Origin of the sequence: Sphingopyxis sp. QXT-31 (genome assembly GCF_001984035.1) — a bacterium.
GTDB lineage: Bacteria > Pseudomonadota > Alphaproteobacteria > Sphingomonadales > Sphingomonadaceae > Sphingopyxis.
The window spans coordinates 1517397-1544383 of record NZ_CP019449.1 but is presented as its reverse complement, the minus strand read 5'-3'; the positions used below and the strand labels follow the sequence as shown (position 1 = coordinate 1544383).

25 protein-coding genes are annotated in these 26987 nt (G+C 66.4%); 12 read left to right on the top strand and 13 right to left on the bottom strand.

The genetic code is table 11. The features are described 5' to 3' along the window. Positions 1-68 precede the first annotated feature (68 nt). On the bottom strand, positions 69-1262 hold the full coding sequence (locus tag BWQ93_RS07545; RefSeq protein WP_077029991.1) for a type III PLP-dependent enzyme: 1194 nt from the start codon (positions 1260-1262) through the stop codon (positions 69-71). Between the two features lie 243 nt (positions 1263-1505). On the opposite strand from BWQ93_RS07545, the gene BWQ93_RS07540 reads away from it, so the two are divergent. Continuing rightward, on the top strand, positions 1506-3158 hold the full coding sequence (locus BWQ93_RS07540; RefSeq protein WP_077029990.1) for an FAD-dependent oxidoreductase: 1653 nt from the start codon (positions 1506-1508) through the stop codon (positions 3156-3158). Here the strand turns inward: BWQ93_RS07540 and BWQ93_RS07535 are convergent. The 5 genes from BWQ93_RS07535 to BWQ93_RS07515 form a co-directional block, all read right to left on the bottom strand. After that, a complete protein-coding gene (locus BWQ93_RS07535; RefSeq protein WP_077029989.1) occupies positions 3155-3985 on the bottom strand; it encodes a hypothetical protein in 831 nt (276 codons plus the stop codon). The two genes, BWQ93_RS07540 and BWQ93_RS07535, sit on opposite strands and share 4 nt — an antisense overlap. Before the next feature lie 55 nt (positions 3986-4040). Then, entirely contained in the window at positions 4041-5213 is a 1173-nt protein-coding gene (locus BWQ93_RS07530) for a carboxynorspermidine decarboxylase (RefSeq protein WP_077029988.1), read from the bottom strand. Between the two features lie 43 nt (positions 5214-5256). Further along, complete coding sequence (locus BWQ93_RS07525; RefSeq protein WP_198040493.1) at positions 5257-5607, bottom strand: DMT family protein; 351 nt, start codon at positions 5605-5607, stop codon at positions 5257-5259. Positions 5608-5609: 2 nt separating this feature from the next. Beyond that, positions 5610-6695, bottom strand: a complete 1086-nt coding sequence (locus BWQ93_RS07520) for an alpha/beta fold hydrolase (protein ID WP_077029986.1) — start codon at positions 6693-6695, stop codon at positions 5610-5612. A gap of 97 nt (positions 6696-6792) precedes the next feature. Further along, on the bottom strand, positions 6793-8001 hold the full coding sequence (locus BWQ93_RS07515) for a saccharopine dehydrogenase family protein (RefSeq protein WP_077029985.1): 1209 nt from the start codon (positions 7999-8001) through the stop codon (positions 6793-6795). Positions 8002-8068: 67 nt separating this feature from the next. Between BWQ93_RS07515 and BWQ93_RS07510 the strand changes: the two genes are divergently transcribed. The 4 genes from BWQ93_RS07510 to BWQ93_RS07495 all read left to right on the top strand — a co-directional run bounded on the left by BWQ93_RS07510 (position 8069) and on the right by BWQ93_RS07495 (position 11619). Beyond that, complete coding sequence (locus tag BWQ93_RS07510) at positions 8069-9061, top strand: threonine ammonia-lyase (RefSeq protein ID WP_077029984.1); 993 nt, start codon at positions 8069-8071, stop codon at positions 9059-9061. Positions 9062-9099: 38 nt separating this feature from the next. Further along, positions 9100-9546 (top strand): hypothetical protein, encoded by a 447-nt coding sequence (locus tag BWQ93_RS07505; protein ID WP_077029983.1) that lies wholly within the window; start codon positions 9100-9102, stop codon positions 9544-9546. Between the two features lie 192 nt (positions 9547-9738). Next, entirely contained in the window at positions 9739-10956 is a 1218-nt protein-coding gene (locus tag BWQ93_RS07500; RefSeq protein ID WP_083720731.1) for a DUF3419 family protein, read from the top strand. Positions 10957-10959: 3 nt separating this feature from the next. Next, complete coding sequence (locus BWQ93_RS07495; RefSeq protein ID WP_077029982.1) at positions 10960-11619, top strand: class I SAM-dependent methyltransferase; 660 nt, start codon at positions 10960-10962, stop codon at positions 11617-11619. 18 nt (positions 11620-11637) lie between these two features. Here BWQ93_RS07495 and BWQ93_RS07490 read toward each other — a convergent pair whose 3' ends face one another. From BWQ93_RS07490 to murI, 5 genes are all read right to left on the bottom strand, one after another. Beyond that, a complete protein-coding gene (locus tag BWQ93_RS07490) occupies positions 11638-12876 on the bottom strand; it encodes a YceI family protein (protein ID WP_077029981.1) in 1239 nt (412 codons plus the stop codon). A 40-nt stretch (positions 12877-12916) separates the two neighbouring features. Further along, on the bottom strand, positions 12917-13066 hold the full coding sequence (locus tag BWQ93_RS20775) for a hypothetical protein (protein WP_156878175.1): 150 nt from the start codon (positions 13064-13066) through the stop codon (positions 12917-12919). A gap of 7 nt (positions 13067-13073) precedes the next feature. After that, positions 13074-13763 carry a nitroreductase gene (locus BWQ93_RS07485; RefSeq protein ID WP_077029980.1) on the bottom strand — a complete coding sequence of 230 codons (690 nt, stop codon included), beginning with the start codon at positions 13761-13763 and terminating at the stop codon, positions 13074-13076. Further along, complete coding sequence (gene hemA / locus BWQ93_RS07480) at positions 13760-14974, bottom strand: 5-aminolevulinate synthase (protein WP_077029979.1); 1215 nt, start codon at positions 14972-14974, stop codon at positions 13760-13762. Before hemA ends, BWQ93_RS07485 begins: the two co-directional genes overlap by 4 nt. Before the next feature lie 241 nt (positions 14975-15215). Continuing rightward, on the bottom strand, positions 15216-16022 hold the full coding sequence (murI, locus tag BWQ93_RS07475; RefSeq protein WP_077029978.1) for a glutamate racemase: 807 nt from the start codon (positions 16020-16022) through the stop codon (positions 15216-15218). A 116-nt stretch (positions 16023-16138) separates the two neighbouring features. Here murI and plsY point away from each other — a divergent pair, with 116 nt between their 5' ends. From plsY to topA, 6 genes are all read left to right on the top strand, one after another. Then, positions 16139-16741 (top strand): glycerol-3-phosphate 1-O-acyltransferase PlsY, encoded by a 603-nt coding sequence (plsY, locus tag BWQ93_RS07470; protein ID WP_077029977.1) that lies wholly within the window; start codon positions 16139-16141, stop codon positions 16739-16741. Next, entirely contained in the window at positions 16738-17820 is a 1083-nt protein-coding gene (dprA, locus tag BWQ93_RS07465; protein ID WP_077029976.1) for a DNA-processing protein DprA, read from the top strand. The genes plsY and dprA overlap by 4 nt, the downstream gene beginning before the upstream one ends. A gap of 112 nt (positions 17821-17932) precedes the next feature. Continuing rightward, positions 17933-19549 (top strand): vWA domain-containing protein, encoded by a 1617-nt coding sequence (locus BWQ93_RS07460; RefSeq protein WP_232314764.1) that lies wholly within the window; start codon positions 17933-17935, stop codon positions 19547-19549. A 120-nt stretch (positions 19550-19669) separates the two neighbouring features. Beyond that, complete coding sequence (locus tag BWQ93_RS07455; RefSeq protein WP_077029975.1) at positions 19670-20662, top strand: hypothetical protein; 993 nt, start codon at positions 19670-19672, stop codon at positions 20660-20662. A gap of 86 nt (positions 20663-20748) precedes the next feature. After that, the gene (locus BWQ93_RS07450) at positions 20749-21420 is read left to right on the top strand and encodes a hypothetical protein (RefSeq protein ID WP_156878174.1); all 672 of its coding nucleotides are present in this window, start codon (positions 20749-20751) and stop codon (positions 21418-21420) included. Between the two features lie 65 nt (positions 21421-21485). Then, the gene (topA, locus tag BWQ93_RS07445; protein WP_077029973.1) at positions 21486-24038 is read left to right on the top strand and encodes a type I DNA topoisomerase; all 2553 of its coding nucleotides are present in this window, start codon (positions 21486-21488) and stop codon (positions 24036-24038) included. 131 nt (positions 24039-24169) lie between these two features. Here topA and BWQ93_RS07440 read toward each other — a convergent pair whose 3' ends face one another. After that, complete coding sequence (locus BWQ93_RS07440; RefSeq protein ID WP_077029972.1) at positions 24170-25201, bottom strand: lipocalin-like domain-containing protein; 1032 nt, start codon at positions 25199-25201, stop codon at positions 24170-24172. 224 nt (positions 25202-25425) lie between these two features. Between BWQ93_RS07440 and BWQ93_RS07435 the strand changes: the two genes are divergently transcribed. Then, positions 25426-26544, top strand: a complete 1119-nt coding sequence (locus BWQ93_RS07435; RefSeq protein ID WP_077029971.1) for a lipase family protein — start codon at positions 25426-25428, stop codon at positions 26542-26544. 4 nt (positions 26545-26548) lie between these two features. Here BWQ93_RS07435 and BWQ93_RS07430 read toward each other — a convergent pair whose 3' ends face one another. After that, on the bottom strand, positions 26549-26977 hold the full coding sequence (locus BWQ93_RS07430) for a hypothetical protein (protein WP_077029970.1): 429 nt from the start codon (positions 26975-26977) through the stop codon (positions 26549-26551). Positions 26978-26987 lie beyond the last annotated feature (10 nt).

The following is a 26987-nucleotide window of genomic DNA, read 5'->3' as shown; positions in this document are numbered from 1 at the left end:
CCAAGGCAAAGAAAAGGGCCGGTCGCTTCGCAGCAGCCGGCCCTTTTCCTATTCTGTTGCCGCCCTTCTCAGAACAGCTTCGTCACCGTCGCGCTGCGGCGTTCGGGTTCGGCTTCGCCCGTGTAGAGGCTCACCATCGGTTCGTCGCTGACGACATGGGTCTCGTCCGCGCCGAAACCGTTGAACTTGGTGCGCATCGCGCAGCCATAGGCGCCGAGCATGCCGATCTCAATGAAATCGCCGGCCTTCACGTCCGCGGGGAGGTAGAAGGGGCCGGCCATATGGTCGAGGTCGTCGCAGGTCGGGCCGTAGAAGCTGAACGCGGTCATCTCGGCGTCGCTCTCGGGCTCGCGGAGCAGCGTCACCGGGAAGCGCCAGCCGACGTGCGCCGCATCGAACAACGCGCCGTATGCGCCGTCGTTGATGTAAAGCTCGTCGCCGCGGCGCTTTTCGACGCGGACGATCAGGCTGCTATACTCGGCGGCGAGCGCGCGGCCGGGTTCGCACCACAGCTCGGCCGAATAGCTGATCGGCAGGCTCTCGAACGTCCGGTGGATCGTGTCGAAATAGGCGCCGAGCGGCGGGGGCTCCATGCCCGGGTAGGACGAGGGGAAGCCGCCGCCGACATCGATGATGTCAACCGTCACCGCCGCCGCGACGATCGCCGCGCGGACGCGCTCCATCGCCTGCGCATAGGCATGCGGGGTCATCGCCTGGCTGCCGACGTGGAAGCAGATGCCGAGCGCGTCGCTGGCCTGACGGGTCGCCATCAGCAGTTCGGCGACATCCTCGGGCTCGGCGCCGAACTTGGCGGCAAGGCTGAGCTTCGAGTGATCCGACGAGACGCGCAGGCGCACGAGCAGGTTCAGGTCCTGCGCACCCTCGGTCGCACGGACGATCTTCTCGAGCTCGTCCATCGTGTCGAGCGAGAAGGTGCGCACGCCATGCTTCCAATAGGCTTCGGAAATCGCTTCCTCGGCCTTCACCGGATGCATGAAGCACAGCACCGCCTTCGGCAGGGTGCGCGCGACGAGGCGGACCTCGGCGATCGAGGCGACGTCATAATGCGTGACACCCGAATCCCACAGCACGCGCAGCAGGTCGGGCGACGGATTCGCCTTGACCGCGTACATGGTCGTGCCGGGAAATCGCTCGATAAAGAAACGCGCTGCGCGCGCCGCGGCGTGCGGGCGGACAAGCGTAACAGGTTCGACCGGCGAAAGTGCCTGAATCAGCCCGTGGGCGCTATGATGCTGGTGCAACTCAAGGGACCCCCAAATATAACGTTAAACATCCAAGGCTGCCTTGCGGTTATTGGAAGTCCCCCTGGGGCAGCGGAGCGCGATATATGCAGGGGGGTCCCCCCTGTAAAGACCCTATCGCGCAATTTTGTAACGCATCGGTAACAGTCGCGCCGAAACGGGCCTGACGCGCGGTAACCGGGGGACAAAGCCCCCGTTTTTGGGTATTGCTCGCGCCTTCTCCCGCGACAAGGACCATGGCCCATGAACCCGCCGCCCGATGTGAATCACACCTTTTCCGACGCCGAACTGGAAGAGTTGATCGCGTTCGGCACGGTCGAATCGCATGCCGAGGGCGACCTGATCCTCGCCGAAGGGACGATGGCGCCCGACTGTATCGTCACATTGTCGGGGCACACAGATATCTTCGTGCAGACCGACGAGGGCAGCCTTCGCGTGGGGTGGATGGAGCGCGGGCAGTTCGCGGGCGACCTGTCGATCCTAACCGGCCAGCGGCATTTGTCGCGGGTCGAGATGGGCGCCGACGGCGACATCCTGCGCATCCCGCACGAGAGCTTCCAGCGGCTGATCGCGGGCAACAGCCATTTCTCCGACATCTTCGTCCGCGTGTTCGCGGCGCGGCGCGAGTTCGGCAACACGCGCGGCTTTTCGGCGATCATCGTGCTCGGCGCGGGGATTGACCGCAGCGTCTATGCGCTGCGCGACCTGCTGATGAAGCACGGCGTCGGACACCGCTGGTTCGACCCCGCCGACGGCCCGGTCGCAGGCCATCTGATGGCCGAGCGCGGGCTGAGCGAGGATCAACTGCCCGCGGTGATCCTCGGCGCGACCGACGTGCTGGTGCAGCCGACCCCCGAGGAGCTGGCGCAGGCGATGGGGCTCGACCTGCTGCCCGACGGCGCGACCGCCGACGTGCTCGTCGTCGGTAGCGGGCCGGGTGGGCTCGCCGCGGCGGTCTATGCGGCGTCGGAGGGGCTGACCGTGATCGCGCTCGATTCGCTCGCGCCGGGCGGGCAGGCGGGGACCTCGTCGAAGATCGAGAATTATCTGGGCTTCCCGACGGGCATTTCGGGCAACGAGCTGGCGCGGCGCGCGACGGTGCAGGCGCAGAAATTCGGCGCGCGGATCGTCGCGCCGGTGCGCGCGGCCGAGATCGGGCGCGACGGCGACGCATACTGTCTGCATCTCGCCGACGGGCGCAAGCTGCGCAGCCGCGCGGTCGTGGTCGCTAGCGGGGCGCAATATATGCGGCTGCCGATCGAGGGGATCGAGGCCTATGAGGGACGCGGCATCTATTATGGCGCGACCCCGATGGAGGCGCAGCTCTGCGGCAATGCCGAGGTGACGATCGTCGGCGCGGGCAATTCGGCGGGGCAGGGCGCCATCTATCTCGCGAGCGTGGCGAAGAAGGTTTACGTCATCTTCCGCCGCAAAAGCCTGCGCGAGACGATGTCCGAATATCTTGTCAAACGGCTGGAGGAGCATCCGAATATCGAGATCATGGGGTCGACCGACGTCGTCGCGCTGCACGGCGAGGACCGGCTGGCGGGGCTCACCTATCGCTGCCGCGACACGGGCGAGGAAGGGCATTGCGACTGCGGTTTCCTGTTCCTTTTCCTCGGTGCGACACCGAACACGCACTGGCTGCCCAAGGAAATGGTCTGCGACGAGAAGGGCTTCGTGAAGACGGGCACCGACATCGCGCCGATGGAGCTGGTCAAGGCGGGCTGGTCGCTCGACCGCATGCCGAGCCGTTACGAGACGAGCTGGCCGCGCATCTATGCGATCGGCGACGTGCGCAAGGGATCGGTCAAGCGCGTCGCCTCGTCGGTGGGCGAAGGGTCGGTGGTGGTCAGCGACATCCACCAGGCGCTGGCGGAGATCGCCGGAAGCTAGCGCTCGGCGAGCAGACGGCGGAATTCGCGCGACAGGCGGAACCAGATGATGCCGACCACGAGCGCGATCAGCGTCAGCATAATCGCGACCGTGCGAAAGCGCTCGCGCGGGGTGGTGGTGCGGATATCGACGGTATAATGCGTCGCCGCCACCGGCGCCCCGGCGCGGCGGAGATAGTCGAGCGCCTCGCCGTCGAGCGATCCGTTCAGCGTCCCGCGGATCTTGCCGCGCGCGGCCCAGGCTTCCATCGCTTGCCGGCTCTCGGTCTCGCGCGGGTAAAGATGCATGAAGAAGGCGATGCTGCGCTCGTTCGCGGCGGTCGCGGCAGGGACGTAGAGATCGACTTGTCCGCCGTTGCGATCGGCCTTCTGCAGCTCGACCGCCATTTCGGGAAGCGGGGCGGCGTCGAGTTCGACATAGGTCCCGCGTGGCAGATCGCGCGCCGAGGCAAGGCTGGCGACGCTGACGGGTGCCGGTAGCGTTGCGGGCTGGGTAAAGGTCCAGCCCCACGCCGCGACCGCGGCGATGACCGCGAGCGGCGCGACGCGCGAGAACCAGGGAACGCGTTTGGCCAGACTGGCAAGGCGTGCATCCTCCCACGTGTCGAACTTGTCCCAGTCGGGCGCGGGATTCGCGGGCTCGGGCGGTTCGGTGAAGTGGAAACCGGCCCCCAAGATGAGCGCATAGGGGATCAGCGACAGCATGGGGTAATAGCTCCCCATCTGGTCCTTCTGGAGATTGCTGATGATCCGGAACAGGCCGCTGTAATTGGTGAAGTCGTAGAACAGCCAGAGCAGCGCCATGCCGACCAGCATGTTCCCGGCCATTTGGCGTCGGCTGGTCAGATCGAGCAACGCATTCCCCCTTGCGCCCGGCCTCTCCTCAGGACAGCCGCGTCTTGAAATCCTCGTAACCGAATTCGCGGACTAGGGTAAGCGCATCGCTCTCGCTGTCCCACAGCCAGATTGAGGGCAGCGGGACGCCGTTGAAGGTGTTGGTCTTGACCATCGAATAATGCGCCTGGTCGAGGAAGGCGAAGCGCTGCCCGATGCTTGCGCCGCCGGGCAGGCGGTAGTCGCCGATCACGTCGCCAGCGAGGCACGAGGGGCCGCCGAGGCGGGTGACCGCGCCCTCGCTCTCCTCGCCCAGCATAGCGGGGCGATAGGGTGCCTCGATCACGTCGGGCATGTGGCAGGTCGCGCTGATGTCGGTAATGCCGATCGGCATGCCGTTGTCGAACAGGTCGAGCACTTCCCCAACGAGGATGCCCGCGTCGAGCGCGACCGCTTCGCCGGGCTCGATCATGACGTCGCAGCCCGTGGTTTCGCGGACGTTCTTCAAGAAGGCGATCAGGTCGTCCACCTGATAATCGGCGCGCGTGACATGGTGGCCGCCGCCGAAGTTGAGCCATTTGAGCTGGTCTATGTAAGGCGCGAGCTTCGGTTCGACCGCGGCCCATGTGCGCGCGAGCGGCGGAAAATCCTGTTCGCACAGCACATGCATATGGATGCCGTCGACGCCCGCCATATGCTCGGGGGTGAGCTGGCTCACCGGGAAGCCGAGGCGGCTGCACGGCGCGGCGGGGTCGTATTTGGGAACCTCGCCCTCGCTGTGCTGCGGGTTGATGCGTAGGCCGATGTCGAAGCTCTCGCCCGCGGCGCGGAGTTCGTCGAGCAGGGGGCGGAAACGCGCGATCTGGCCGGGCGAGTTGAAGATCAGATGGTCGGAGAGCTTCGCGATCTCGGGCAGATCATCGGCTTTGTATCCGGCGCAATAGGTTGCGACCTCGCCGCCATATTCCTCGCGCCCGAGCTTCGCCTCATAGAGCCCCGAGGCGCAGACGCCGTCGAGATAATCGGTGACGGTCGAACCCAGCGACCACATCGAAAAGGCCTTGAGAGCCGCGAGCACGCGCGCACCCGACGCGTCGCCGATATGGCGCAGCACGCCGAGGTTCGCGCGGACCTTCGCCGCATCGACGACGAACGCGGGCGAGGGGACGCGGTTGAGGTCGAAATGGGCAAAGGCCCCGGGATCGCCGGCTCTGGTTTCCATGGCCGCGCATGTAGGGGCTTTGGGGGGCGGAAGGAAGGGGGCGCTAGGCCGCAATCGGCCCCTTGAAGATGAAGAAGGCGCCGCCCGCGATCAGCAGGAAGCCGACGAGATGGTTGAGCGTCAGTTTCTCGCCGAGCCAGAAGACCGCGAAGCCCGCGAAGACGATCAGCGTGATTACCTCCTGCATCGTCTTGAGTTCGGCGGTCGAATAGACGCCGTGGCCCATGCGGTTTGCGGGCACCGCAAGGCAATATTCGAAGAAGGCGATGCCCCAGGCGAGCAGGATCGCCAGCCACATCGGGCGCGAGACGTCGCCGAGGTGGCCGTACCAGGCAAAGGTCATGAAGATGTTCGAGATGACGAGCAGGAAGATCGGCAAGATATAGGGCGTCATCGTCATTTTTCCTCGGTCAGCGGCAGAACGTCGCGGAGCAGCGCGGCGAAGAAATGCCCGGGCTCCTCGACCATCGGCATATGCGCCGAATGTTCGAGCCAAACGAGTTTTTTGGACGGCGCCTCGACCTGCGCGAACCAGTCGGCGGCCACCAGCGAAGGCACGGTATAGTCGTGCCGTCCGAGCAGGAAGATCAGAGGAACGTCCAGCTTGCGCACGGGCTTGAAGCTGACGTCGGCGAGCCGCGGCCAGAGCGTCGTGACCGAAAAGGCGCTGCCCTTGCCCCATGCCTTCACGTCGGCGGGCCCATATTCGGGCGAGAGGCGCGGGGTCTGGAAATAATATGTGAGGTCGGGCTTGTTGTAGATCAGCGAGCCGTAGGGGATCGCATATTTGCGCCAGCCGTCGGCCTTTTCGATCGTGAAGTCGCCCGCGGGATAGGGCGCGAGCGCGTCGATCTCGGCGACGGCCTCGCCGTTTCCGGCCGCGACCGCCTTGGCGCGCGCCCAGGCCATGCCGGCCTTTTCGCCCTCGCGGAAATCGATGCCCTGGCCGACCCCGACATAGGCGTAGAGCAGGTCGGGGCGCTTCACCGCGACCGACAGGCCGACGATCGAGCCCCAGCTGTGCCCCATCAGCACGACCTTTTTCTTGCCGTAGCGCTTCTGCAGCAGATCGATGAGTTCGATCGCATCGTCGCGGTAGCGGTCGGGGGTCATCGTCGGCGCGAGTGTCGCGGGATCGTTCAGCGGATAGCTCCGCCCCGCGCCGCGCTGATCGTATTGCACGACGGTGAAGACATCCTCCCAAGGGCGCTGGAAGGCCCAGGCGAAGGGCATTTCGACCGCACCGGGGCCGCCGTGGACGAAAACGAGGATCGGATTGTCGCGGTCGGCGCCGCGGACGTTCACGACTTGCCGCGCGCCGCCGAGCGTGACCTCGAAGGTTTCCTGCACGCCGTTCGGGGTGACGATCTGGCCGATGTCGGCGACGATCGCGCGTGCAGGGGCGTAGGGGTCTTCGGTTTGCGCGGCAGCGGGGGTGGTGAGAATGGCGAGCAGCGCAAAGGCGGCGATACGGAACTTCATGAAAAACGACCCTTCGTCATCCCGCGCGGGCGGGAACCCGGTACGCCGTGGCTACCGGGTTCGCGCCTTCGCGGGAATGACGAAAAAGGGAATGGACTCAGAAATCCAGCGGACCCGCGAGTTCCTTCACCTGCCACGGCAGGCCGTGGTTGTTCAGCATGTCCATGAAGGGATCGGGGTCGAACTGCTCCATGTTGAACACGCCGGTGCCGGTCCATGTGCCGGTCACCATCATCGCCGCGCCGATCATCGCGGGCACGCCGGTGGTGTAGCTGACCGCCTGGTTGCCGGTCTCGGAATAGGCGTCCTCATGGTCGCAGATATTGTAGAGATAGAGCGTCTTTTCCTGGCCGTCCTTGCCGAGGCCGGTGGCGATGACGCCGATGTTGGTCTTGCCCTTGGTGGTTTCGCCGAGGCTCGACGGTTCGGGCAGCACGGCTTTCAGGAACTGCAGCGGGACGATCTCGCGGCCCTCATAGATCACCGGGTCGATCCGCGTCATGCCGACATTCTGCAGCACGGTGAGGTGGGTGATATAGGCCTCGCCGAAGGTCATCCAGAAACGGATGCGTTTGATCTCGGGGATGTGGGTTTTGAGGCTTTCGATCTCCTCATGATACATGAGGTACATCGTCTTTTCGCCGACCGCCTCGAAGTCGAACTTCTGCTTCACCGACATCGGCGGGGTTTCGACCCAGTCGCCATTTTCCCAGTGGCGCGCGACCGCGGTCACTTCGCGGATGTTGATCTCGGGGTTGAAGTTGGTCGCGAAATGCTGGCCGTGATCGCCGCCGTTGCAGTCGAGAATATCGAGCGTGTCGATGCGGTCGAAATGATGCTTCTTGAGCCAGGTGGTGAAGACGCTGGTCACTCCGGGGTCGAAGCCCGAGCCGAGTAAAGCCATCAGCCCCCCATCCTTGAAGCGGTCCTGATAGGCCCATTGCCAGTGATATTCGAACTTCGCCTCGTCGCGCGGCTCGTAATTCGCGGTGTCCATGTAATTGGCGCCGGTCGACAGGCACGCCTCCATGATCGTCAGGTCCTGATAGGGCAGCGCAAGGTTCACGACGTGCGTCGCGCCGATCGAGCGGATCAGCGCCGCGGTCGCGTCGATATGGTCGGCGTCGACCTCGGCGGTCTGGATCGTGACCCCGGTGCGGGTCTTCACCGACTCGGCGATCGCGTCGCATTTGAACTTGCGGCGGCTCGCCAGCGTGATGTCGGGAAAGATGTCGGGGTTCATCGCCATCTTGTGCACCGCGACCGAACCGACGCCGCCTGCGCCGATCACCAGAACCTTGCTCATCGTGAAAATCTCCTGTCCGCGAACCTATGCGGCTTGCTCTCTATGCCGCGCCCTATAGGACGAAGCCATGACACAGCAAAGCCCCGAACCCCTACTCAATCCGACACGCGCACCGACTCTTGCGGGCGTCGAACGCGCGGCGGCGAAAGTCGCTGCATTGTTGCCGCCGACCCCGCTGCTGCCGCTCGAGATCGACGGCACGACCGTCTGGTGCAAGGCCGAATGCCTGCAGCCCGTCGGCGCATTCAAGATCCGCGGCGCGTGGCACCGGCTGACCGACCTGACCCCCGAACAGGCGGCGGCAGGGGTCGTCGGCGTGTCGAGCGGCAATCATGCGCAGGGGGTCGCCTGGGCGGCGAAGAAGCTGGGAATCAAGGCGACGATCGTGATGCCGGGCAACGCGCCCGCGATGAAGCTCGCCGCGACGCGCAAGCTGGGCGCCGAGGTCGTGCTCTACGACCGCGTCACCGAATCGCGCGATGCCGTCGCGGCGAAATTGCTCGAGGAGCGCGGCGGGACGCTGGTGCACGCCTATGGCGATCCGTGGATCATCGAGGGGCAGGGGACCGCTGGGATCGAGGCCGAGGAACAGCTCCGCGCGCGCGAAGGCGTCGGCTTCGACAAGGTCGTCGCCTGCTGCGGTGGCGGTGGGCTGTCGGCGGGGCTCGCGCTCGCGCTGCCGAATGCCGAGATCGTCGCGGTCGAGCCAGAGGGCTGGGACGATGTGACGCGGTCGCTGGAGGCCGGCGAAATCCAGTCGGTCGAGGACCTCGCCTATCCCAGCGAATGCGACGCGCTCCAGACCCCGCACACCTGGCCGATCAACTTCGCGGTGCTGCAGGCGCGCGGCGTGCGCGGCGTGGTGGTGACGCGCGAGGAGGTGCGCCACGCGATGCGTGTCGCGTTCGAGAAATTGCACCTCGTCGTCGAGCCGGGCGGGGCGGCGGCGCTCGCGGCGCTGCTCGCGGGCAAGGTCACGCCGGTGAAGGCCACGCTCGTCACCTTGTCGGGCGGCAATGTCGACCCGCAGAAATATGCCGAAATTTTGGCCGGATACTAATCGGCCTTGGTGCGTTGAGACCGCGAAGGAGAAAGTCGATGCAGAAGAGCATGTTCCTGATGGGCGCCGCGGCGCTGGTGGTGCTGAGCGGCTGCGAAAAGGCCGAAGCGCCCGCGCCGACCGAGACCACCGAGGTGGTCGACGAGACGGTGCCGCCCGAGGCGACCGAGGGCGAAGCCGATCCCGCGACCGCGCCGCACCGCTTCGCAAGCTGGGCGGGCAAATGGATCGGGGTCGAGGGCATGTACGCCATCATCACTCCCGGCGAGCCCGGCAAATATAAGCTGGAAATTCAGGCGGGGACCGACGACAGCACCAAGGGTACCTACGAGGGCACCGACAGCGAACATGGCATCAAGTTCAAGCGCGGCGCCGAGGAACTGAGCCTGCGCCGCGGGAGCGGCGACGAGACGGGCCTCAAATATCTCGCGGGCAAGAAGGAATGCCTGATCGTCAAGGACGGCGAGGGTTATTGTAAGGATTGAGCTGATCGTCATCCCGGCGAAGGCCGGGATCTCGACCGTGCGAGATGACGCGACGGTGAGATCCCGGCCTTCGCCGGGATGACGTTGTACATTTTTCACCCCTGTCGCGGCTTTGTCACCGAAGCGTCGCGTGAATCGCAAGAATTGCTGTCATGCGCGGTCCCGGATCCACCTCGCTCCGGGAGACCGTTCATGGCCAGCCAGCCCAACCGAAAGATCGTCGCCGCCGTCGTCCGCGAAGACGCCGAGCAGAAGCAACGCCTGCTCGACCGCGCCTTCGCGCTCGCCTTTCGCGGGCTCGTCTATGCGCAGATCTGGGAAGACCCGGTGGTCGACATGGAGGCGCTGGATATCCAGCCCGGCAATCGCATCGCGACAATCGCGAGCGGCGGCTGCAACGTCTTTTCCTACCTCACCGCCGACCCCGCCGAGATCGTCGCGGTCGACCTCAACACCGCGCATGTGGCGCTTGGGTCTCTGAAGCGCGTCGCGGCGCAGCGCCTTCCAGATTACAACAGCTTCCGCCGCTTCTTCGCCGACGCCGACAGCCGTGAGAATGTCGGGGCGTATCGGGCCCACGTCCGCCCACATCTCGACGAGATCAGCCGCCGCTATTGGGAAGGGCGCGACCTGATCGGGCGGCGGCGCATCAACGGCTTTGCGACGGGACTCTACAAGCGCGGGCTGCTCGGCAATTTCATCGGGGTCGCGCATCTGCTGGCGCGGACGATGAAGGCCGACCCGCGCGCCTTGCTCGAGGCGCGCGATATCGACGAGCAGCGGCATATCTTCGAGACGAAATTCGCGCCCTTCTTCGACAGGAAGTTCGTGCGCTGGGTCACCGACCAGCGCTCGTCGCTGTTCGGGCTGGGTATCCCGCCCGCGCAGTACGACGCGCTCGCGGGCGGCAAGCCGATGGCCGACGTGCTGCGCGCGCGGCTCGAGAAGCTGTGCTGCGATTTCGACCTCAAGGATAATTATTTCGCGTGGCAGGCCTTCGGGCGCGGCTATGGCCGCGGCGTCGAGGCGCCGTTGCCGCCCTATCTGCAGGCCGCGAACTACGACGCGGTCAAGGCGCGCGCCGAACGCGTGACGATGCTCCACGCCAATATGACCGACATGTTGTTCGAGGCCGACGACGCCAGCTTCGATCGCTATGTCTTCCTCGACGCGCAGGACTGGATGACCAACCTGCAATTGCTTGCGCTTTGGACCGAGGCCACGCGCACCGCGCGGCCGGGCGCGCGCGTGCTGTTCCGCACCGCCGCCGAGCCGAGTCTGCTGCTGGGGCGGCTGCCCGATACGCTGCTCGGTCGCTGGGAGTATCGCGCCGAAGAATCGCTAGGCTATACGCGGCGCGACCGCTCGGCGATCTACGGCGGGGTGCATCTCTATATCCTGAAGCACTGAGCCATGGCCGGAGAGGGCCATGCCGCGCTGATGGACGATGTCTATCGCGGCCAGCGGCATATCTATGATTTGACGCGCAAATACTATCTGCTGGGGCGCGACCGGCTGATCGACGAATTGCAGCCGCCGGTGGGCGGCCACGTGCTCGAGGTCGGCTGCGGCACCGGGCGCAACCTGATCGCGGCGGCGCGCTGCTGGCCGGGCGGGCGCTTCTATGGCATCGATATTTCGGAGGAAATGCTGAAAAGCGCGCGCACGGCGATCGCGCGCGCCGGGCTGACGCGGCGAATCACCGTGGCGCGGGGCGATGCGACGGCGTTCGACCCCGACGCGCTGTTCCGCGTCGCGGGGTTCGACCGGATATTCCAGAGCTATACGCTGTCGATGATCCCCGACTGGCAGGGCGCGATGCGCGAGGCGGCGCAGCGGCTGGGCAGCAATGGCTCGCTGCATATCGTCGATTTCGGGCAGCAGGAGGGAATGCCCGCCTGGTTCCGCGCCGGGCTGTTCGGCTGGCTGGGGCGCTTCCACGTCGCGCCGCGCGCGATGCTGCCCGAGGCGGCGCGCGAGATCGCGAGCGACGTCGGCGGGCGCGTGACGCTGGTGCGCCTTTACCGCGGCTATGCCTGGTCGCTGCGCATCGACAAGGGGCCGCGCCGCTGAACGGCGCCCGCGCCGCGCTCAGTTCGCGGGGCGCGTCGCGCCGAACGAAAAGGCGATGTCGACCCCCGCCGCAATGGCATCGGTTGCCGCCCATTCGCCCTGGCCGACGCCGAAGGCGGTGCGGTCGATGCGCGTGCTTCCCGATACGCGCGCGCGGTCGCCGTCGATGGTCAGGGTGAAGCGCAGGGTCGCGGGCCTCTCGACGCCGCGCAGGTCGAGCGTGCCGCGCGCTTCGTAGCGGTCGCCGCCGAGGTGGCGGATGTCGCGCGCGGTGTAGATCGCCTTCGGATGCGCGCCGCTGTCGAAGAAATCGCTCCCTTTCAGCGAATCGTCGCGCTGCCCGTCGCCGGTGTCGGCCGAGGCGAGGTCGACGGTTACCTTGATCCGCGATTTGGCGAGATCGTCGGGGCTGAACTTGATGTCGGCGTCCCAGCGGCCGAAGCGTCCCGCGACCGCCTCGCCGTTCCAGCGCGCCGTGAAGCCGAGGCGGCCGCCCGATCCGACGCTCCAGTCGGCGAGCGGCTGGGCGGTTTCCTCGGGCTCGGCTTCTTCGGCTTCCTCGGTTTTCGCTTCTTCGGCCGCCGGCGCCGCGGTGGGGGCAGCAGAGACCGGCTCCTCTGCCCGTTCGGCGGCCACGCGCGGCTTGTCGGGATAGACCAGCTTGGCGGCAACCATCGCGGCGAAGACCAGCGCCAGCGCACCGATCGCCGCGCCGACCGCCTTGCCCTTCGCAAAGGGGATCATGCGCTGGAGCTCGGGCTTGCCGAGCAGCCACTGGTGGCGGAGTGCACCCGCGATATGAAGCAGGAACAGCCCGATCGCGAGCCACGCCATTGCGCCGTGGATCGACTCGGCGGGATCGTGCCAGCCATGTCCGACGGGCAGATGCGGCCAGGGGATAACGCCGAAGATCAGGGTGGGCACCTGCACCTTTGCGGTCGAGACGATCAGCCAGCCGGTGATCGGGCCGAGGATCATCACGGCGTAGAAGAGCCAGTGGACGGTGCTCGCGAGCGCGCGCGTCCATGCGGGGCCTTCGGACGCCGGCGGGCGCGGCGTGAACAGCCGCACCGCGAGCCGCGCGAGGCTCAGCAGCAGGATCGCGATGCCGATTGACTTGTGGAGCTGAAAGCGCGCGAACAATTCCGGACCGTTATTGCCCTCGAGCGCCCAGCCGAGCGAAATCTGGAAGGCGAGGAGCAGCGCGAGCAGCCAGTGGAGGGCGATGGCGGTGCTGCTATAGCGCTGAGCGGTCATGTGTTCTCTTGTCCGGGGGAGGGTGATTGCCCCACCGCTATCACGACCACCAGTATAGCGCCGCAATTAAAATCAGCAGGAGCGCGAAGCCGATGAAGCAGCCGATCCGGTTGCGCCGCTTGCGCAGGTCGGGGATTTCGGTCGCCGCTTCGCCCACCATGCCCAGTGCTTCGAGCAGGTCGAACGGCACGCGGGCCTCAGTCGTCGAAGCCGACGAAGCGCACGGCGTCGGCGACGCTCTTGCGGTTCGACACCACCGCATTGGCGGGGAAATCGTCGGCGGGCCAGCCCATCGCGACGCAGATCATGATCACTTGGTCGTCGGGGATGTGCGCATGTTCGCGCACCACCGGCGACTGCATGATGCCCTGGCTGTTGATCACGCAGCCCAATCCGCGCGACCAGGCGGCGTTGACCAGCGCGTTGGTCACCGCGCCGCAGTCGAAGGGCGCAATGTCGCTGCCGAGCAGCACGCGGTCATAGGTGACGACGATGCTGACCGGCGCGTCGAACTGGCGGAAACCGCGCAGCACCCAATCCTGCCGCGCATCCTTGTCGTCGCGCGCGATACCCATCGCGCCGAAAAGCTGCTTGGCGATCTCGATCTGTCGCGCGCGATGGTCGTCGGCGATGCCGTCGAAGCGGCGGAACTCGCGGCTGTCGGGCTTGCCCGCGAGAATGCCTTCGGTATTGCCGCGGCGGATCGCGTCGAGCGCGGTGCCGGTGACGACCGAGAAATTCCAGCACTGGTTGTTGAACGACGAGGGCGCGCGCATCGCGACCTCGAGAATCTCGGCGATCAGCGCTTTGGGGACGGGCTTGTCGAGGAAGCCGCGGATGGAGCGGCGTCCCCGGACGACCTCATCGAACCCCGGTGCGGCGCTCACGCGGCCTTGCGCAGCTCGAGACGGTCCCAGATTTCGGCGAGCGCCTGCGTCAGCTCGCGCATCATCGCCTCGTCATGCGCCGGACCCGGGGTGAAGCGCAGGCGTTCGGTGCCCCGCGGCACGGTCGGGAAATTGATCGGCTGCACATAGACGCCATATTCGGCGAGCAATATGTCGCTGATCTTTTTCGCGCGCACCGGGTCGCCGACCATCAGCGGGACGATGTGCGTGGTCGAATCCATCACCGGCAGCCCCGCGTCGCGGAAGCTCGCTTTGAGGTAAGCCGCCGCAGCCTGCTGCGCCTCGCGCTCGACGCTCGACGCTTTCAGGTGGCGCACGCTGGCGAGCACGCCCGCGACGAGTACCGGCGACAGGCTGGTCGTGAAGATGAAGCCGGGGGCATAGCTGCGGATCACGTCGATGATATTCTTGTCGGCGGCGATATAGCCGCCCATCACGCCGAACGCCTTGCCGAGCGTGCCCTCGATAATGGTAACGCGGTCGGCGGCCTCGTCGCGGTCGGTGATGCCGCCGCCGCGCGGGCCGTACATGCCGACGGCATGGACTTCGTCGCAATAGGTCAGCGCGTTATATTTTTCGGCGAGGTCGCAGATCGCGTGGATCGGCGCGACGTCGCCGTCCATCGAATAGACGCTTTCGAAGGCGATCAGCTTGGCGGCCTCGGGATCGTCGGCGGCGAGCAGTTCCTCGAGATGGTCGAGGTCGTTGTGGCGCCACACGCGCTTTTCGCAGCCCGAGTTGCGGATGCCCGCGATCATCGAGGCGTGGTTCAATTCGTCCGAATAGATGATGCAGTTCGGAAGCAGCTTGCCGAGCGTGCCGAGCGTCGCCTCGTTCGAAATATAGCCCGAGGTGAAGAGCAGTGCGCCGTCCTTGCCGTGCAGGTCGGCGAGTTCATGCTCGAGGTCGATGTGATAATGGGTGTTGCCGCCGATGTTGCGCGTGCCGCCCGAACCCGCGCCGACGTCGTGCAAGGCTTCTTCCATCGCGGCGATGACCTTGGGATGCTGGCCCATGGCGAGATAGTCGTTCGAGCACCAGACGGTGATCGGCTTCGGCCCATTGTGGCCGGCGAAGCAGCGTGCGTTGGGGAAGGCGCCCTTGTTGCGGAGGATGTCGATGAAGACGCGGTAGCGCCCTTCCTCGTGCAGCCGGTCGATGGCGCGTGCAAAAATATCGTTATAGTTCACGTCTCAGCCCCGCAGTCAGGTGCCAGTCCAGGCCATTGGGCCGCTCCCTCCGGGCGGCTATTAACATGCGGGCCAATAACGCCGGACGGCGCCGAAAGCCAGTGCGAACGATTCGCAATTTGTGGCCGCAATGGCCCTTCCAAGCCGTTCGCATCGAGCGAAGTCGAGATGCCCATCGGCAGGGCGTTAGGCCTCGAGGTGTCTCGACTTCGCTCGACACGAACGGGATGGGGTGTCCGAGTTAGATCAGCTCGATCCGGTCGAGGCCATAGGGGGCGAGCGCCGACAAGGGCGGCGGCGGGCGGTCGTCGCTGCGCGTGAACACCGCGATGCCCGGTGCCGCGGCGGTGGGCCAGGGCTGGCCGTCGGTGAGATGGGCGATGCGGCGCGCGATGCCTTCGGCGCCGTCGATCAGGCGGACGTCGGGGCCGATCTCGGCCTGCAACTCGTCGGCGAGCAGCGGGAAATGGGTGCAGGCGAGGACGATGACGTCGAGCTTGTCGCCGCCGGGCTGGTCGCGCAGCCCCGCGATAGCGCGCGCTATCACCGCGGGATCGACCGCTTCGCCGCGCAGCTTCGCCTCGGCGCCGGTGACGAGGCCCGGACTGCCGTGGCGCAGCACCGTCTTGCCCGCGGCGAAACGCGCCGACAGGTCGTCGACATAGGGCTGGCGTACCGTCGCTTCGGTGCCGAGCACCCCGATCACGCCGGTCTTCGTGAGCTCGGCAGCGGGCTTGATCGCGGGTACTGTGCCGACGATCGGCAGGTCGAGCGCGGCGCGGACATGGGCGAGCGCGATCGTCGAGGCGGTGTTGCACGCGATCACCGCGAGCCGCGGCTGGTAGCGCTCGACGAGCCGCCCGAGCAGCGCGGGGACGCGCGCGGCGAGTTCGGCCTCGCTCTTCTGGCCATAGGGCAGCCCGGCATAATCGGCGGCATAGACGATCGGTGCGGTGGGCAGCAGCGCGCGGGTCGGGCCGAGCACGGTGAGCCCGCCGAGGCCGGAGTCGAAGAAGAGGATGGGGGCGTCGGGTGCGGGCGAGGGCATGGCGCGGCCCTAGCAGGGGGCAACGCTTCCAGTCCATATTGACTGTAACCATCGCCGAATCCGTTGATTGCTTTCGCCAATCCCGCCAAAAGGAAACAAAGGGAGCAGGGAGCGTCATGACCATCTTTTTGCTGATCGCCGCGGGCTATCTGCTCGGCTCAATCCCGTTCGGGGTGATCCTGACGCGGGCGTTCGGCGCGGGCGACCTGCGCCAGATCGGGTCGGGCAATATCGGCGCGACCAATGTCCTGCGCACCGGACGCAAGGGGCTCGCCGCGGCGACCTTGATCCTCGACGGCGCGAAGGGCGCGGTCGCGGTGCTGCTCGCGCGGCATTTCTTTCCCGACACCGGAGACGACGGCGCGATGATTGCGGGTGCGGCGGCGATGATCGGCCATTGCTACCCGGTCTGGCTGAAGTTCAAGGGCGGCAAGGGCGTCGCGACCCTGCTCGGCCTGTCGCTCGCGCTCGCCTGGCCGATCGGCTTGATCTTCGCCTTGGTGTGGATCGGCACGGTACTCGTCCTGCGCATCTCGTCGCTCGGCGGGATGATGGGGGCGGTCGCGGCGCCGGTCGCGGCGCTGCTGATGGGCCATCAGGTCTATGCGATCGGACTCGCGGGGCTCGCGGTGATCGTGCTGTGGCGCCACCGCGAGAATATCGCGCGGCTGCGCGCCGGGATCGAACCGCGCGTCGGCGCCAAAAAAGAAGCCGTATGAGTGACGCCGAGCGGCTGGCGCGGTTGCGGCTGATCCGCACGCCGCACGTCGGCCCGGTCAGCTGGCACCAGCTGATGATGCGCTTCGGTTCGGGCGAAGCCGCGCTCGCGGCGCTGCCCGACCTTGCAGGGCGCGGCGGCGGCAAGCTGCGGGCCGCGCCTGTGGAGGTTGCGGCTCGCGAGATCGAGCGCGTCGCCGAACTCGGCGCGCGGCATGTCTTCAGCGACGATGTCGATTATTCGCCGCTGCTGCGCGAGGTCGAGGGCGCCCCGCCGGTGCTGATCGTGCGCGGCGATACGGCGATGCTCCAGCGGCCGTGCGTCGCGATCGTCGGCGCGCGCAACGCCTCCGCCGTCGCGTGCCGCTTCGCGCGGCAGATGGGCGCCGAGCTGGCGGGGCAGGGGGTGACCGTCGTCAGCGGGCTCGCGCGCGGGGTCGATACCGCGGCGCATATCGGCGCGCTCGGCGGCGCGACCGCGGCGGTGATCGGCAGCGGGATCGATATCGCCTTTCCGCCCGAAAATGCTGGGCTTCAGGAAAAGATTGGCGCCGATCAGCTGCTTGTCGCCGAGCAGCCTCCGGGCACCGAGCCGCTGGCGCGGCATTTCCCCGCGCGCAACCGCATCATCGCGGGGTTGTCGCATGGAACCCTGGTGATCGAGGCGGCGCCCAAGTCGGGCTCGCTGATCACCGCGCGCCGCGCGGGCGATTATGGGCGCGAGGTGATGGCGGTGCCGGGCTCGCCGCTCGATCCGCGCGCGCAGGGCTGCAACCTGCTGATCCGCGAGGGCGCGACTTTGATCCAGACGCTCGACGATGTGCTGGAGGCGCTGGGGCCGATCGACCGGCGCATGGTGCGCGAGCCTGCGCAGGGCTTTGCCCCCGTACCGGCCGTAGCCGATGCGGGAGAGGGCGAGCGCGGCCGGATCGCCGGGCTGCTCGGGCCGACCCCGGTGGCGGTCGACGAGATCGTGCGCCAGTCGGGCTGCGCCGCCGCGACGGTGCAGCTGGTGCTGCTCGAAATGGAGCTGGCGGGGCGGATCGAGCGCCACGCGGGCGCACGTATTTCGCTCCTGTGACGCCGCGCATAGCGGCCAACCCCAAAGCAATTCACGGCTTATCGCGGTTCAGCCACGGTTCAGCGGCCGAGGGTGAGTCTGATGATATTGTATCACATGGCCGGGGAGTTTGATGATGCGCAGCCGATTTATGACCGGAACGACGATGCTCGCGGTGCTGGCGACGGGGCTGGCGCCGACGCCGCTGACCATCGCGGCGGCGCGGACGCCTATGCAGAGTTTCTGCCGCAACGCCGATCCGCTGCCGCGCCTCGACGCCGAGCAACAGGTCCGCCAGCAACAGAACAATGGTTATGGCAAGGCGAAAGGCGAGAAGCGCTTGCGGTCCGGGGCCGTTCGCGAGGAATCGGTGGTGGCCGATGCGTCGGATGCTTATGCTATCGAAGCGCTACCTCCGCCGCCGCCCCCACCACCTCCGCCACCGCCGATGGCACCGCCCCCGCCGAGTTATTTCGGCGCTGCGGACGCCGAATCTGTCGTCGTCACCGGGTCGGCGCGCGGTGAAGCGGGGCGGGCGGCCGCGCCCGCGGCCTCGCCAATCCCGGGCTCCTCAACCGACTATATCGACCGCCGTATGCCGCCGCGCCCCTATCCGCAGACGCAGCCGCAATCGGGCATCCTCACCGCGGGCGAGCATGACGATTTGCTCAACCCCGAGCTCTATGCGGCCTATGTCAATCGCACCAATCTGGGCCAGGATATCCGCGCGCTGCCGAGGGTCGACACGACGCGCGTGGTGACGGTCAAGGTCAGCGACCGCAACGGCCAGCCGGTGCCCTTCGCCGATGTGAAGCTGACGTGCAGCGACGGCAACAGCATCACCATGGCGACGCAGGCCGACGGCAGCGCGGTCTTCTTCCCCGGCCTCGACCGGCTGAGCGAGCGCGTCACCGTGTCGGCGACCAAGGCGGGGCGGGCGATCGCGACGGCGCGGCCCTTGCTCGTCGTCGACGCGCCGGGTGGGCAGACGGTGGGGCTCACTGCGAACCAGCTCGCGACGAAAGCGACCAAGCTCGACCTGATGCTCGTCGTCGACACGACGGGCAGCATGGGCGACGAGATCCGCTTTCTGCAGGCCGAGATGCGGTCGATCATTTCGTCGATTACCGCCAAGCACCGAAATCTCGACATCCGCGTCGGCTTTGTCTTCTACCGCGACCTCGGCGACGAATATGTCACGCGCACCGTGACCTTCGACCGCGACATCGGGCGCGCGCAGGGGGCGCTCGCGGCGCAATATGCGACCGGCGGCGGCGACTATCCCGAGGCGATGGACCAGGCGCTGATCCGCGCGGTGGCGCAGGAATGGCGCCCCGATGCGGTGAAATCGATGCTGCTCGTCGCCGACGCGCCGCCGCACGGCGATCTGTTTGGGCGCACCTGGCAGGCGGCGGAGGCGGCGCGCGCCAAGCGCATCCATATCACGCCGGTCGCCGCCTCGGGGGTCGCCGACGAGGCCGAATATGCGATGCGTGCGATGGCTGCGGCGACCCAGTCGCGCTATCTGTTCCTCACCGACGACAGCGGGGTCGGCAACCCGCACGCGCCGCCCGCGATCGACTGCTACCTCGTCACGCGCCTCGACGCGCTGGTCCGCCGCGTTGTCGACAGCCAGATCAGCGGGCGCCGCATCGAGCCCGACGACAATGAGGTGATCCGCAGCGTCGGCAAATATGACGCGGGCAAATGCGTGCTCCCCGCGGACTTCCGCTGGCAGGATCAGGGATAACACTCGGTTACCAACCCATTGACATGCCCCTGCATCTGCCCGATGCAGGGGCCACGGGTCGCCTCGTATCGCTCTCTTGCCGGCTAGTGGGTCTGTCGGTCGAGAGCCGGAGGAAGACCCATGAAAAAATTGCTGTCAGCCATCGCCATCGGCGCGATGCTGCTCCAGCCCGTCCCCGTCATCGCCAAGGAAAAGGAACCGGTGAAGATCGCCGGGCCGGCCAATGCGAAGGGCGTCACCAACGTCGCGATCGGCTCGTTCAACGTCGGCTTCATCTTCGAATCGATCGATCGCACCGCGGCCAGCGGCGGGTTGATGGGCGCATTCGGCGGGACCACCAAGGCAAAGAGCGAACTCGTCGGGGTCACGCCCGAAATGATGCAGGCGGTCACCGACGCGGCATATGCGGACTTCGTGTCGCAGCTGACCACGAGCGGCTACAGCGTGCAGGCGCCAGGCGATTTGTTCGCGCATGCGACCATGGCGAAGACCAAATCGCAGGACATGCCTCTCGACATCAACATCGCGCTCGAAAAGGGGAGCAAGGGCAAGGCGACCTATTACAAGCCGACGGCCTTGCCTTCGCTGCTGATGATCCCCGGTGACTTCATGGGATCGGGGCTCAGCAGCATGGGCATGAATATGCAGGCCGGGCAGGCGAGCATGGCGCTCACCAACTATGCCAAGGCGGCCAATGTCGGGGTGGTCAATGTCGTCTACCTCATCGACTTTTCGCAGCAGAAGCGCCCCGGCGCGTTCAGCTTCGGCGGGCTGCAGGTCAACAGCGCGCTTTCCGTGAGTGCGGATTATTCGCGTGCCACGCTGATCGCGCCGAATGGCAAGCAATCGGTGATCACCGTCAATGCGCCGGTCGCGGTCGAGGGCGAGTTCGTCGAGAAGAGCGACGCGTCGAGCGGCGGCGACAAGGCGCTGCAGGCGGGCGCCAATGTCGCGGGCGGGGTCGCCGCGGTGCTTGGCTTCGGCGGGCTGAGGTTCGGCAAGACTCGCAAATTCGCCTTCACCGCCAAGCCCGGCAATTATGAGGAAGGCGCGGCCAAGGCGGCGAGCCTGACGAGCGAGATGCTGATCGGTCGGCTGGCGCCCTTGCGCTAAGCCGATGACGGCCGGGCGAAATCCCGCTTGACGGGATCGCCCGGCCGCCGCCACCGTTGCGCGGGCGAAGCAACAGGGGTGGCGAAGTGCAATTCGACGCAAGTCTGGTCGGGCCGATATTGCGCGAGACGGTCGCGGCGATGAGGGCGAACGCGCGCGTGCTGGCGATGGTCTATGTCGCCGCGACGGCCGTCGGCGTGGGCTATGATCTGGCGCTCGGCCTCCTTGGCGAGGCCGCGCTGCTCTATTATGTGGTCTACATCTTCTTCATGCTGTTCCTGCAGGCGTGCGTGACGATCGCCCTCTTGGAACGCGGCGGCTTTGTGCTACCCGGCCCGCGCCGCTGGCGCATCGCGTCGCTGTTCGGGATCAGCATCATCGCGGGGCTGGGCATCTTCTTCGGGCTGCTCGTCCTCGTGCTGCCCGGCCTGTTCCTGACCGGGCGCTGGTATCTTGCCGCACCGGCGCTGTTCCACCGTGACATGTCCGCGTCGGAGGCGATGCGGGCAAGCTGGGATCTGACCGAACAGAGCTGGCTGAGCATCACCCTGGTCGCGGTCACGGCCTTTGCGGTGCAGGCGGCGCCGCTGCTGGCCGTGGGCTATCTCCTCGAGAATGGCGGCCGGATGGATTGGCCGGTGAGCCTGGCGATGAACGCTGCATCGCAGGCGGGATGGTTGCTGGGTGTATCCGCGGCGGCAACCGCCTATATGATGCTCGGCGGAGAAGAGGACCGGATGCGAAAAATTTTCGGTTGACGCGGCGCGCCACGCCGCCACCCTCGCGCGTACGTACGTAAGAGTTTTCGGGGAACCCGTTTTTCATGCAGTTGGTCATTGTCGAATCGCCCGCCAAGGCGAAAACGATCGAGAAATATCTCGGCCGTGATTTCAAAGTGTTGGCATCCTATGGTCACGTTCGGGACTTGCCGCCGAAGGACGGGTCGGTCGATCCCGACGACGGCTTTGCGATGCAGTGGCAGCTCTATCCCGACAAGGCGAAGCGGCTGAAGGAAATTTCGGACGCGGCGAAGACCGCCGACCGTCTGATCCTCGCGACCGACCCCGATCGCGAGGGCGAGGCGATCAGCTGGCATGTCCAGGAACTGCTGCGCCAGAAAAAGGCGCTGCCGCAGGTCGTCGACCGGGTCACCTTCAACGCGATCACCAAGCAGGCGGTGACCGATGCGATGGCGCATCCGCGCGCGCTCGACGACGATCTGATCGACGCCTATCGCGCGCGCCGCGCACTCGACTATCTGGTCGGTTTCACGCTGTCGCCGGTGCTGTGGCGCAAGCTGCCCGGCGCCAAGTCGGCGGGGCGCGTCCAGTCGGTGTCGCTGCGGCTGATCGTCGAGCGCGAGCGCGAGATCGAAGCCTTTGTCGCACAGCAATATTGGTCGGTCACCGGCCTGTTCGAGATGTCCGGCACGCCTTTCAACGCGCGGCTTTCCCGTTGGAAAGGCGACAAGATCGAACGGCTGTCGATCGGCACCGAGGCCGATGCACGCGCCGCCGAGGCCGACGTCAAGGCCGGCCACTTCGCCGTCGATACGGTCGAGACCAAGCCGCTGACGCGTAACCCCCCGCCGCCCTTCACGACCTCGACGCTCCAGCAGGAGGCGGCGCGCAAGCTCGGTTTCTCGGCGAGCCACACGATGCGCATCGCGCAGAGCCTCTACGAGGACGGCGCGATCACCTATATGCGGACCGACGGCGTCCAGATGGATCACAGCGCGATCAGCGCCGCGCGCAAGGCCATCGCGACGCGCTACGACGGCGGTTATGTCCCCGACCAGCCGCGGCAATATCAGACCAAGGCGAAGAATGCGCAGGAAGCGCATGAGGCGATCCGCCCGACCGATTTTTCGAAGGACAAGGCCGGCAGCGGCGACCATGGCCGGCTCTACGAGCTGATCTGGAAGCGCGCGATGGCGAGCCAGATGGCCTCGGCGCGGCTCGAACGCACCAGCATCGATCTGAGCGACGGCACCGGCAAGACGGTGCTGCGCGCGACCGGGCAGGTGGTGAAATTCCCGGGCTTTCTCGCGCTCTACGACGAGGGCCGCGACGATGCGGAGGACGAGGACGCGCGCCTGCTCCCCGCGATGGCGAAGGGCGACGCCCCCGCCAAGACCGGGGTCGAGGTCGAACGCCACGAAACCCAGCCGCCGCCGCGCTATTCGGAAGCGAGCCTCGTCAAGAAGATGGAGGAGCTCGGCATCGGGCGCCCGTCGACCTATGCCTCGATCCTGCAGGTCCTGAAGGACCGCGCCTATGTGACGGTTGAGAAGAACCGCTTCATCCCCGAGGAGAGCGGACGGCTGCTGACGGCGTTCCTCGAACGCTTCTTCGAACGTTACGTCGGTTACGATTTCACCGCGGGGCTTGAGGAAGAGCTCGACGATGTGTCGGGCGGCCGCGCGCAGTGGCAGGCGGTACTCGAGCGCTTCTGGCGCGACTTCAAGCCGCGCACCGGCGAGGTGATGGAGCAGAAGCCGTCGGAAATAACCGCGGCGCTCGACGAATTCCTCGGCCCCTATCTTTTCCCCGACAAGGGCGACGGCAGCGATCCGCGGCTCTGCCCCAATTGCGGCACCGGCAAGCTGGCGCTGCGCGGCGGCAAGTTCGGGCCGTTCATCGCGTGCAGCAACTATCCCGACTGCAAGTTCACCCGCAAATTCGCGCAGCCGGGCGGCAGCGACGGCGGCGACACCGGGCCCGAGGCGATGGGCACCGACCCCGAAAGCGGGCTGGAAGTGACCAAGCGCAGCGGGCGCTTCGGGCCCTATATCCAGCTCGGCGAGGGCAAGGAGGCGAAACGTTCGTCGATCCCCAAGGATATCCCGGGCGATGATTTCGACCTCGACTATGCGCTCAGGCTGCTCAGTCTGCCGCGCGAGGTCGGCGTGCATCCCGAGAGCGGCAAGGCCATCATGGCGGGGCTGGGGCGCTACGGTCCGTACCTGCTCCACGACGGCAAATATGCCAAGCTGACGGGCACCGCCGAGATCTTCGACATCGGCATGAACGCCGCGGTGGTGCGCATCGCCGAGGCCGCGAACGGCGGCGGGCGCGGCGCGCGGGCGAAGGCCGAGCCGCTAAACACCTTCGGCCCGCACCCGACGAGCGGCGGCGAGATGAAGCTGATGGAAGGGCGCTTCGGTCCGTATGTGACCGACGGCACGACGAATGCGACCCTGCCCAAGTCGATGGAGCCGGCGGCGCTGACGCTCGAGGAGGCGATCGCGCTGATCGATGCGCGTGCGGCGAAGGGGCCGGCGAAGGGTAAGAAGAAGGCGGCGCCCAAGAAGGCCGCGGCAAAGAAGCCGGCGGCGAAGAAGCCGGCTGCCGAGAAGGCTGCTGCGAAGGAATAGGCTTGTGGAATGCGACGGCATTCCATCGACCGGCGTTTGTTTACTCTCACCCTTCCGGCGGGAGAGGGAAGGGGCCCGCCGGCAAAGCCGGTGGGAAGGGTGAGGGTTACTGGCTCAATCGGTCCGGCGTTCTAAGGCCGCTGCTCGTTCCACGCCGTCCCGCTGACCTGCTGGCCGTCGAACGTCCCGCTCGCGGTCGCAAGCCCCTCGTAGACATAGCTGGTATAGGCCAGGAATGCCTGGTCATCGACCGGGGTCTTCACCGCGATCGATGCGCCGAAATCGGGGATATCGACCTGGAAATCGAGGAAAAATACCTGCCCGTTCGGCGCGGTCCAAGTGCGCGTGCCCGGCGTCATCGTGCAGTCCTGCACAAAATAGGTCGTGCCGTCGGGAAACTGAATCGTCGCGTTCGACGGATAGGACTGCCCCGCCTGCGGCGGATTGTCCCCGGTCAGCGTCATATAGTGCGAGATATGCACGCCGTTATCAAGCTGCATGTCCTGCAGATACCAGAGCACTGGCTGCTTCGACGATCCGAACAGCCCATATTCATGGTCCATCCACGTCTGGCCCGTGACCTCGAAAACCTCGTCGCCGATCGCGATCGCGCCCGAGGCCTGCAGCCGGGTGAAGCTGTAATAATAATTGTTCGCGGTGACCGATCCGCCGTCGTTGGGCGGGGTCGGGTTGCAGCCGGTGCCCCAGACGATCAGCGGCGGGCCCGCCTGCGCCAAAACGAGGTCGAAGAGGATGATCGTCCCCGTCGCCTCGTCCTGCAGTTGCGCCTTCACCGTCATGTTGCTCGGGTCGGCCTGCGGCGCGGTCATCCAGATCCAGTCATGCTCGAGCTCGGGATTGCCGAGCTTGACGTACCAGTCCTTGCTCGGGTCGGTCTCGGCCCATTCGCCGGGCGTCTGCGGCGCGGTCTTCTGATAGTGCAGCTGGTTCGCGACGTCGGTCAGCATCACCTCGGTGAAGGCGGCGGGGGCGAAGCTCGCGGCGTTGATCTCGAAACCGAAGACGCGGTCGCCGGCGACCAGCGTGCCGGTGTGCCACCACCATTCGGTCGGCGCCTCGGCGTGGCAATATTGGTCCTGCGGCAGCTTGATCAGCACTTCGGACGGCGGCACGGGAACGGGTCCGGAATCTTTCGGCGTCATGTCTTGTCTCCCCCTTGAATGGCAGGGAGACTATCATGACTTTATGACAAGTCAGGCGATTATTTGAGCGCGGTACAAATATATTATGCTTTATTCGATGGAAGCCGAATAATGCTGCCATAATGGCAATATCGAGCGCTCGATATTGGCTCGAAGCCCGTGCGCGCCCGTCATATCCGCCGCGCCCGGGCCATGCTATCATGCGACCAACAGGGAGGTGTCCGATGCGCCATTTGCTGCTTCTGCTGGCCCTTGCCATCGCCGCGCCGCCGGCGGCCCAGGCGCAACAGGCGGGCAGCCTGATCGCCGCCGATCCGATGACCGATACGCCGCCGGGCGTGCAGGCGTGGCGGGTGCAATATTGGACCTCCAACTCGAAAGGTGAACGGCTGCGCGTCACCGGCATCGTCGCCGCGCCGCGCGAGGCGGTGCCGCCGCGCCCGCGCCGCGTGATCGCTTGGACGCACGGCGCCTGGGGCGTGGCCGAGAAATGCGCGCCGTCGCTCAGCCCGAACTTCTTTGCCGCTTCGGTGGGCATGGATGCCGTGCGACAGGGCTATGTCGTGGTCGCGCCCGACTATATCGGCCTCGCCAGCCCGACGATGCACCCGTTCCTCGTCGGCGCGGATACCGCCAATTCGGTGCTCGACGCGGTCCGCGCGGCGCGCGCGATTTCCGGCGCGGCGGCAGGGAACGACTTCGCCGTTTGGGGCGAATCGCAGGGTGGCCATGCAGCCTTGTGGACCGCGCTTCAGGCGCGGAACTATGCGCCGGACCTTCGGCTCGTCGGCACCGCGGCGGCCGCTCCGCCCACCGATCTGGCGGCCAATCTGCGCGATGGCAGCGACAAGAATGCGCGCGCGCTGCTGCTTTCGTTCACGCTGCACAGCTGGTCGACGCTCTATGGCTATTCGATGGACGGTGTCGCCAACCGCACGAACCAGGGGATCATCCGCCGGCTGGCAGAGAATAATTGCATCAGCCTGGAAAAGAAGCCGAAGCTCGGGACGATCCTGGGCGTGCTGACCATCGTGCGCGCGACGAAGAACAAGGATATTGCCAGGATCGACCCGTGGGGAGGCTTTGCCCGCGCGAACAGCGTCGATGCCGCGCGCGTTCCCGGTCCGCTGCTGATCGCGCAGAGCAGCAAGGACACGATCATCGCGCCCGCGGTGACGCGCAAATTCGCCAAGTCGGTGTGCCGCGGGCGGACGCGCGTGCGCTGGATCGATATGACCGGCGATCATGGCGCCAGCGCAAAGGACAGCGCGAGCGAGACGATAGGCTGGATCGGCGCGCGCTTCGACGGCCAGGCGCCGCCCGACGATTGCCGGCGGATCTAGCGGCCTAGCTGAAGATGCCGGGGTCGACCGGCGCCTTGCCAGTCAGCCATGCGACCGCGTCGCCGCGGAACAGGCAGGCGATCGATGCCGCGCTCAGGGCGGTCGAGATCAGCGAAATGCCCAAGGCGATGCCGTTCACATTCTGCGGATCGAAGAGTGAAAGCAGCGTCATGATGACGCCGAATCCCATCCAGATCACATATATCCAACGAACGACATTGCTGCCGCGTCGGGCTATCGCGTACCAAAAGGCGACGGGTATCGCCAGGAAGACGGCCAGCGTCACGGCCACGCTGGTCATGCCGAACGGCGAGCCCGATTTTTCAAGCGTGGACTGCATGTCGGCCCAGGCAAAAGCGGTCGAGATTAGCCCGACAATCATGGACGCCCAGAAAAGGCGTTCGAACCAGATGATCGATGGCGGCCGGTGCATATTCTTCTTT

What these genes read in the sequence shown, in the direction of transcription:
- dprA (WP_077029976.1), top strand. Translation starts at nt 16,738, where the DNA reads ATGAGTGACGCCGAGCGGCTGGCGCGGTTGCGGCTGATCCGCACGCCG.
- BWQ93_RS07490 (WP_077029981.1), bottom strand. Translation starts at nt 12,876, where the DNA reads ATGACCGCTCAGCGCTATAGCAGCACCGCCATCGCCCTCCACTGGCTG.
- BWQ93_RS07455 (WP_077029975.1), top strand. Translation starts at nt 19,670, where the DNA reads ATGAAAAAATTGCTGTCAGCCATCGCCATCGGCGCGATGCTGCTCCAG.
- BWQ93_RS07440 (WP_077029972.1), bottom strand. Translation starts at nt 25,201, where the DNA reads ATGACGCCGAAAGATTCCGGACCCGTTCCCGTGCCGCCGTCCGAAGTG.
- BWQ93_RS07500 (WP_083720731.1), top strand. Translation starts at nt 9,739, where the DNA reads ATGGCCAGCCAGCCCAACCGAAAGATCGTCGCCGCCGTCGTCCGCGAA.
- BWQ93_RS07505 (WP_077029983.1), top strand. Translation starts at nt 9,100, where the DNA reads ATGCAGAAGAGCATGTTCCTGATGGGCGCCGCGGCGCTGGTGGTGCTG.
- BWQ93_RS07530 (WP_077029988.1), bottom strand. Translation starts at nt 5,213, where the DNA reads ATGGAAACCAGAGCCGGCGATCCCGGGGCCTTTGCCCATTTCGACCTC.
- topA (WP_077029973.1), top strand. Translation starts at nt 21,486, where the DNA reads ATGCAGTTGGTCATTGTCGAATCGCCCGCCAAGGCGAAAACGATCGAG.
- BWQ93_RS07535 (WP_077029989.1), bottom strand. Translation starts at nt 3,985, where the DNA reads ATGGCCGGGAACATGCTGGTCGGCATGGCGCTGCTCTGGCTGTTCTAC.
- BWQ93_RS07540 (WP_077029990.1), top strand. Translation starts at nt 1,506, where the DNA reads ATGAACCCGCCGCCCGATGTGAATCACACCTTTTCCGACGCCGAACTG.
- BWQ93_RS07520 (WP_077029986.1), bottom strand. Translation starts at nt 6,695, where the DNA reads ATGAAGTTCCGTATCGCCGCCTTTGCGCTGCTCGCCATTCTCACCACC.
- plsY (WP_077029977.1), top strand. Translation starts at nt 16,139, where the DNA reads ATGACCATCTTTTTGCTGATCGCCGCGGGCTATCTGCTCGGCTCAATC.
- BWQ93_RS07515 (WP_077029985.1), bottom strand. Translation starts at nt 8,001, where the DNA reads ATGAGCAAGGTTCTGGTGATCGGCGCAGGCGGCGTCGGTTCGGTCGCG.
- BWQ93_RS07430 (WP_077029970.1), bottom strand. Translation starts at nt 26,977, where the DNA reads ATGCACCGGCCGCCATCGATCATCTGGTTCGAACGCCTTTTCTGGGCG.
- BWQ93_RS07495 (WP_077029982.1), top strand. Translation starts at nt 10,960, where the DNA reads ATGGCCGGAGAGGGCCATGCCGCGCTGATGGACGATGTCTATCGCGGC.
- BWQ93_RS07435 (WP_077029971.1), top strand. Translation starts at nt 25,426, where the DNA reads ATGCGCCATTTGCTGCTTCTGCTGGCCCTTGCCATCGCCGCGCCGCCG.
- BWQ93_RS07510 (WP_077029984.1), top strand. Translation starts at nt 8,069, where the DNA reads ATGACACAGCAAAGCCCCGAACCCCTACTCAATCCGACACGCGCACCG.
- BWQ93_RS07460 (WP_232314764.1), top strand. Translation starts at nt 17,933, where the DNA reads ATGATGCGCAGCCGATTTATGACCGGAACGACGATGCTCGCGGTGCTG.
- BWQ93_RS07525 (WP_198040493.1), bottom strand. Translation starts at nt 5,607, where the DNA reads ATGACGCCCTATATCTTGCCGATCTTCCTGCTCGTCATCTCGAACATC.
- murI (WP_077029978.1), bottom strand. Translation starts at nt 16,022, where the DNA reads ATGCCCTCGCCCGCACCCGACGCCCCCATCCTCTTCTTCGACTCCGGC.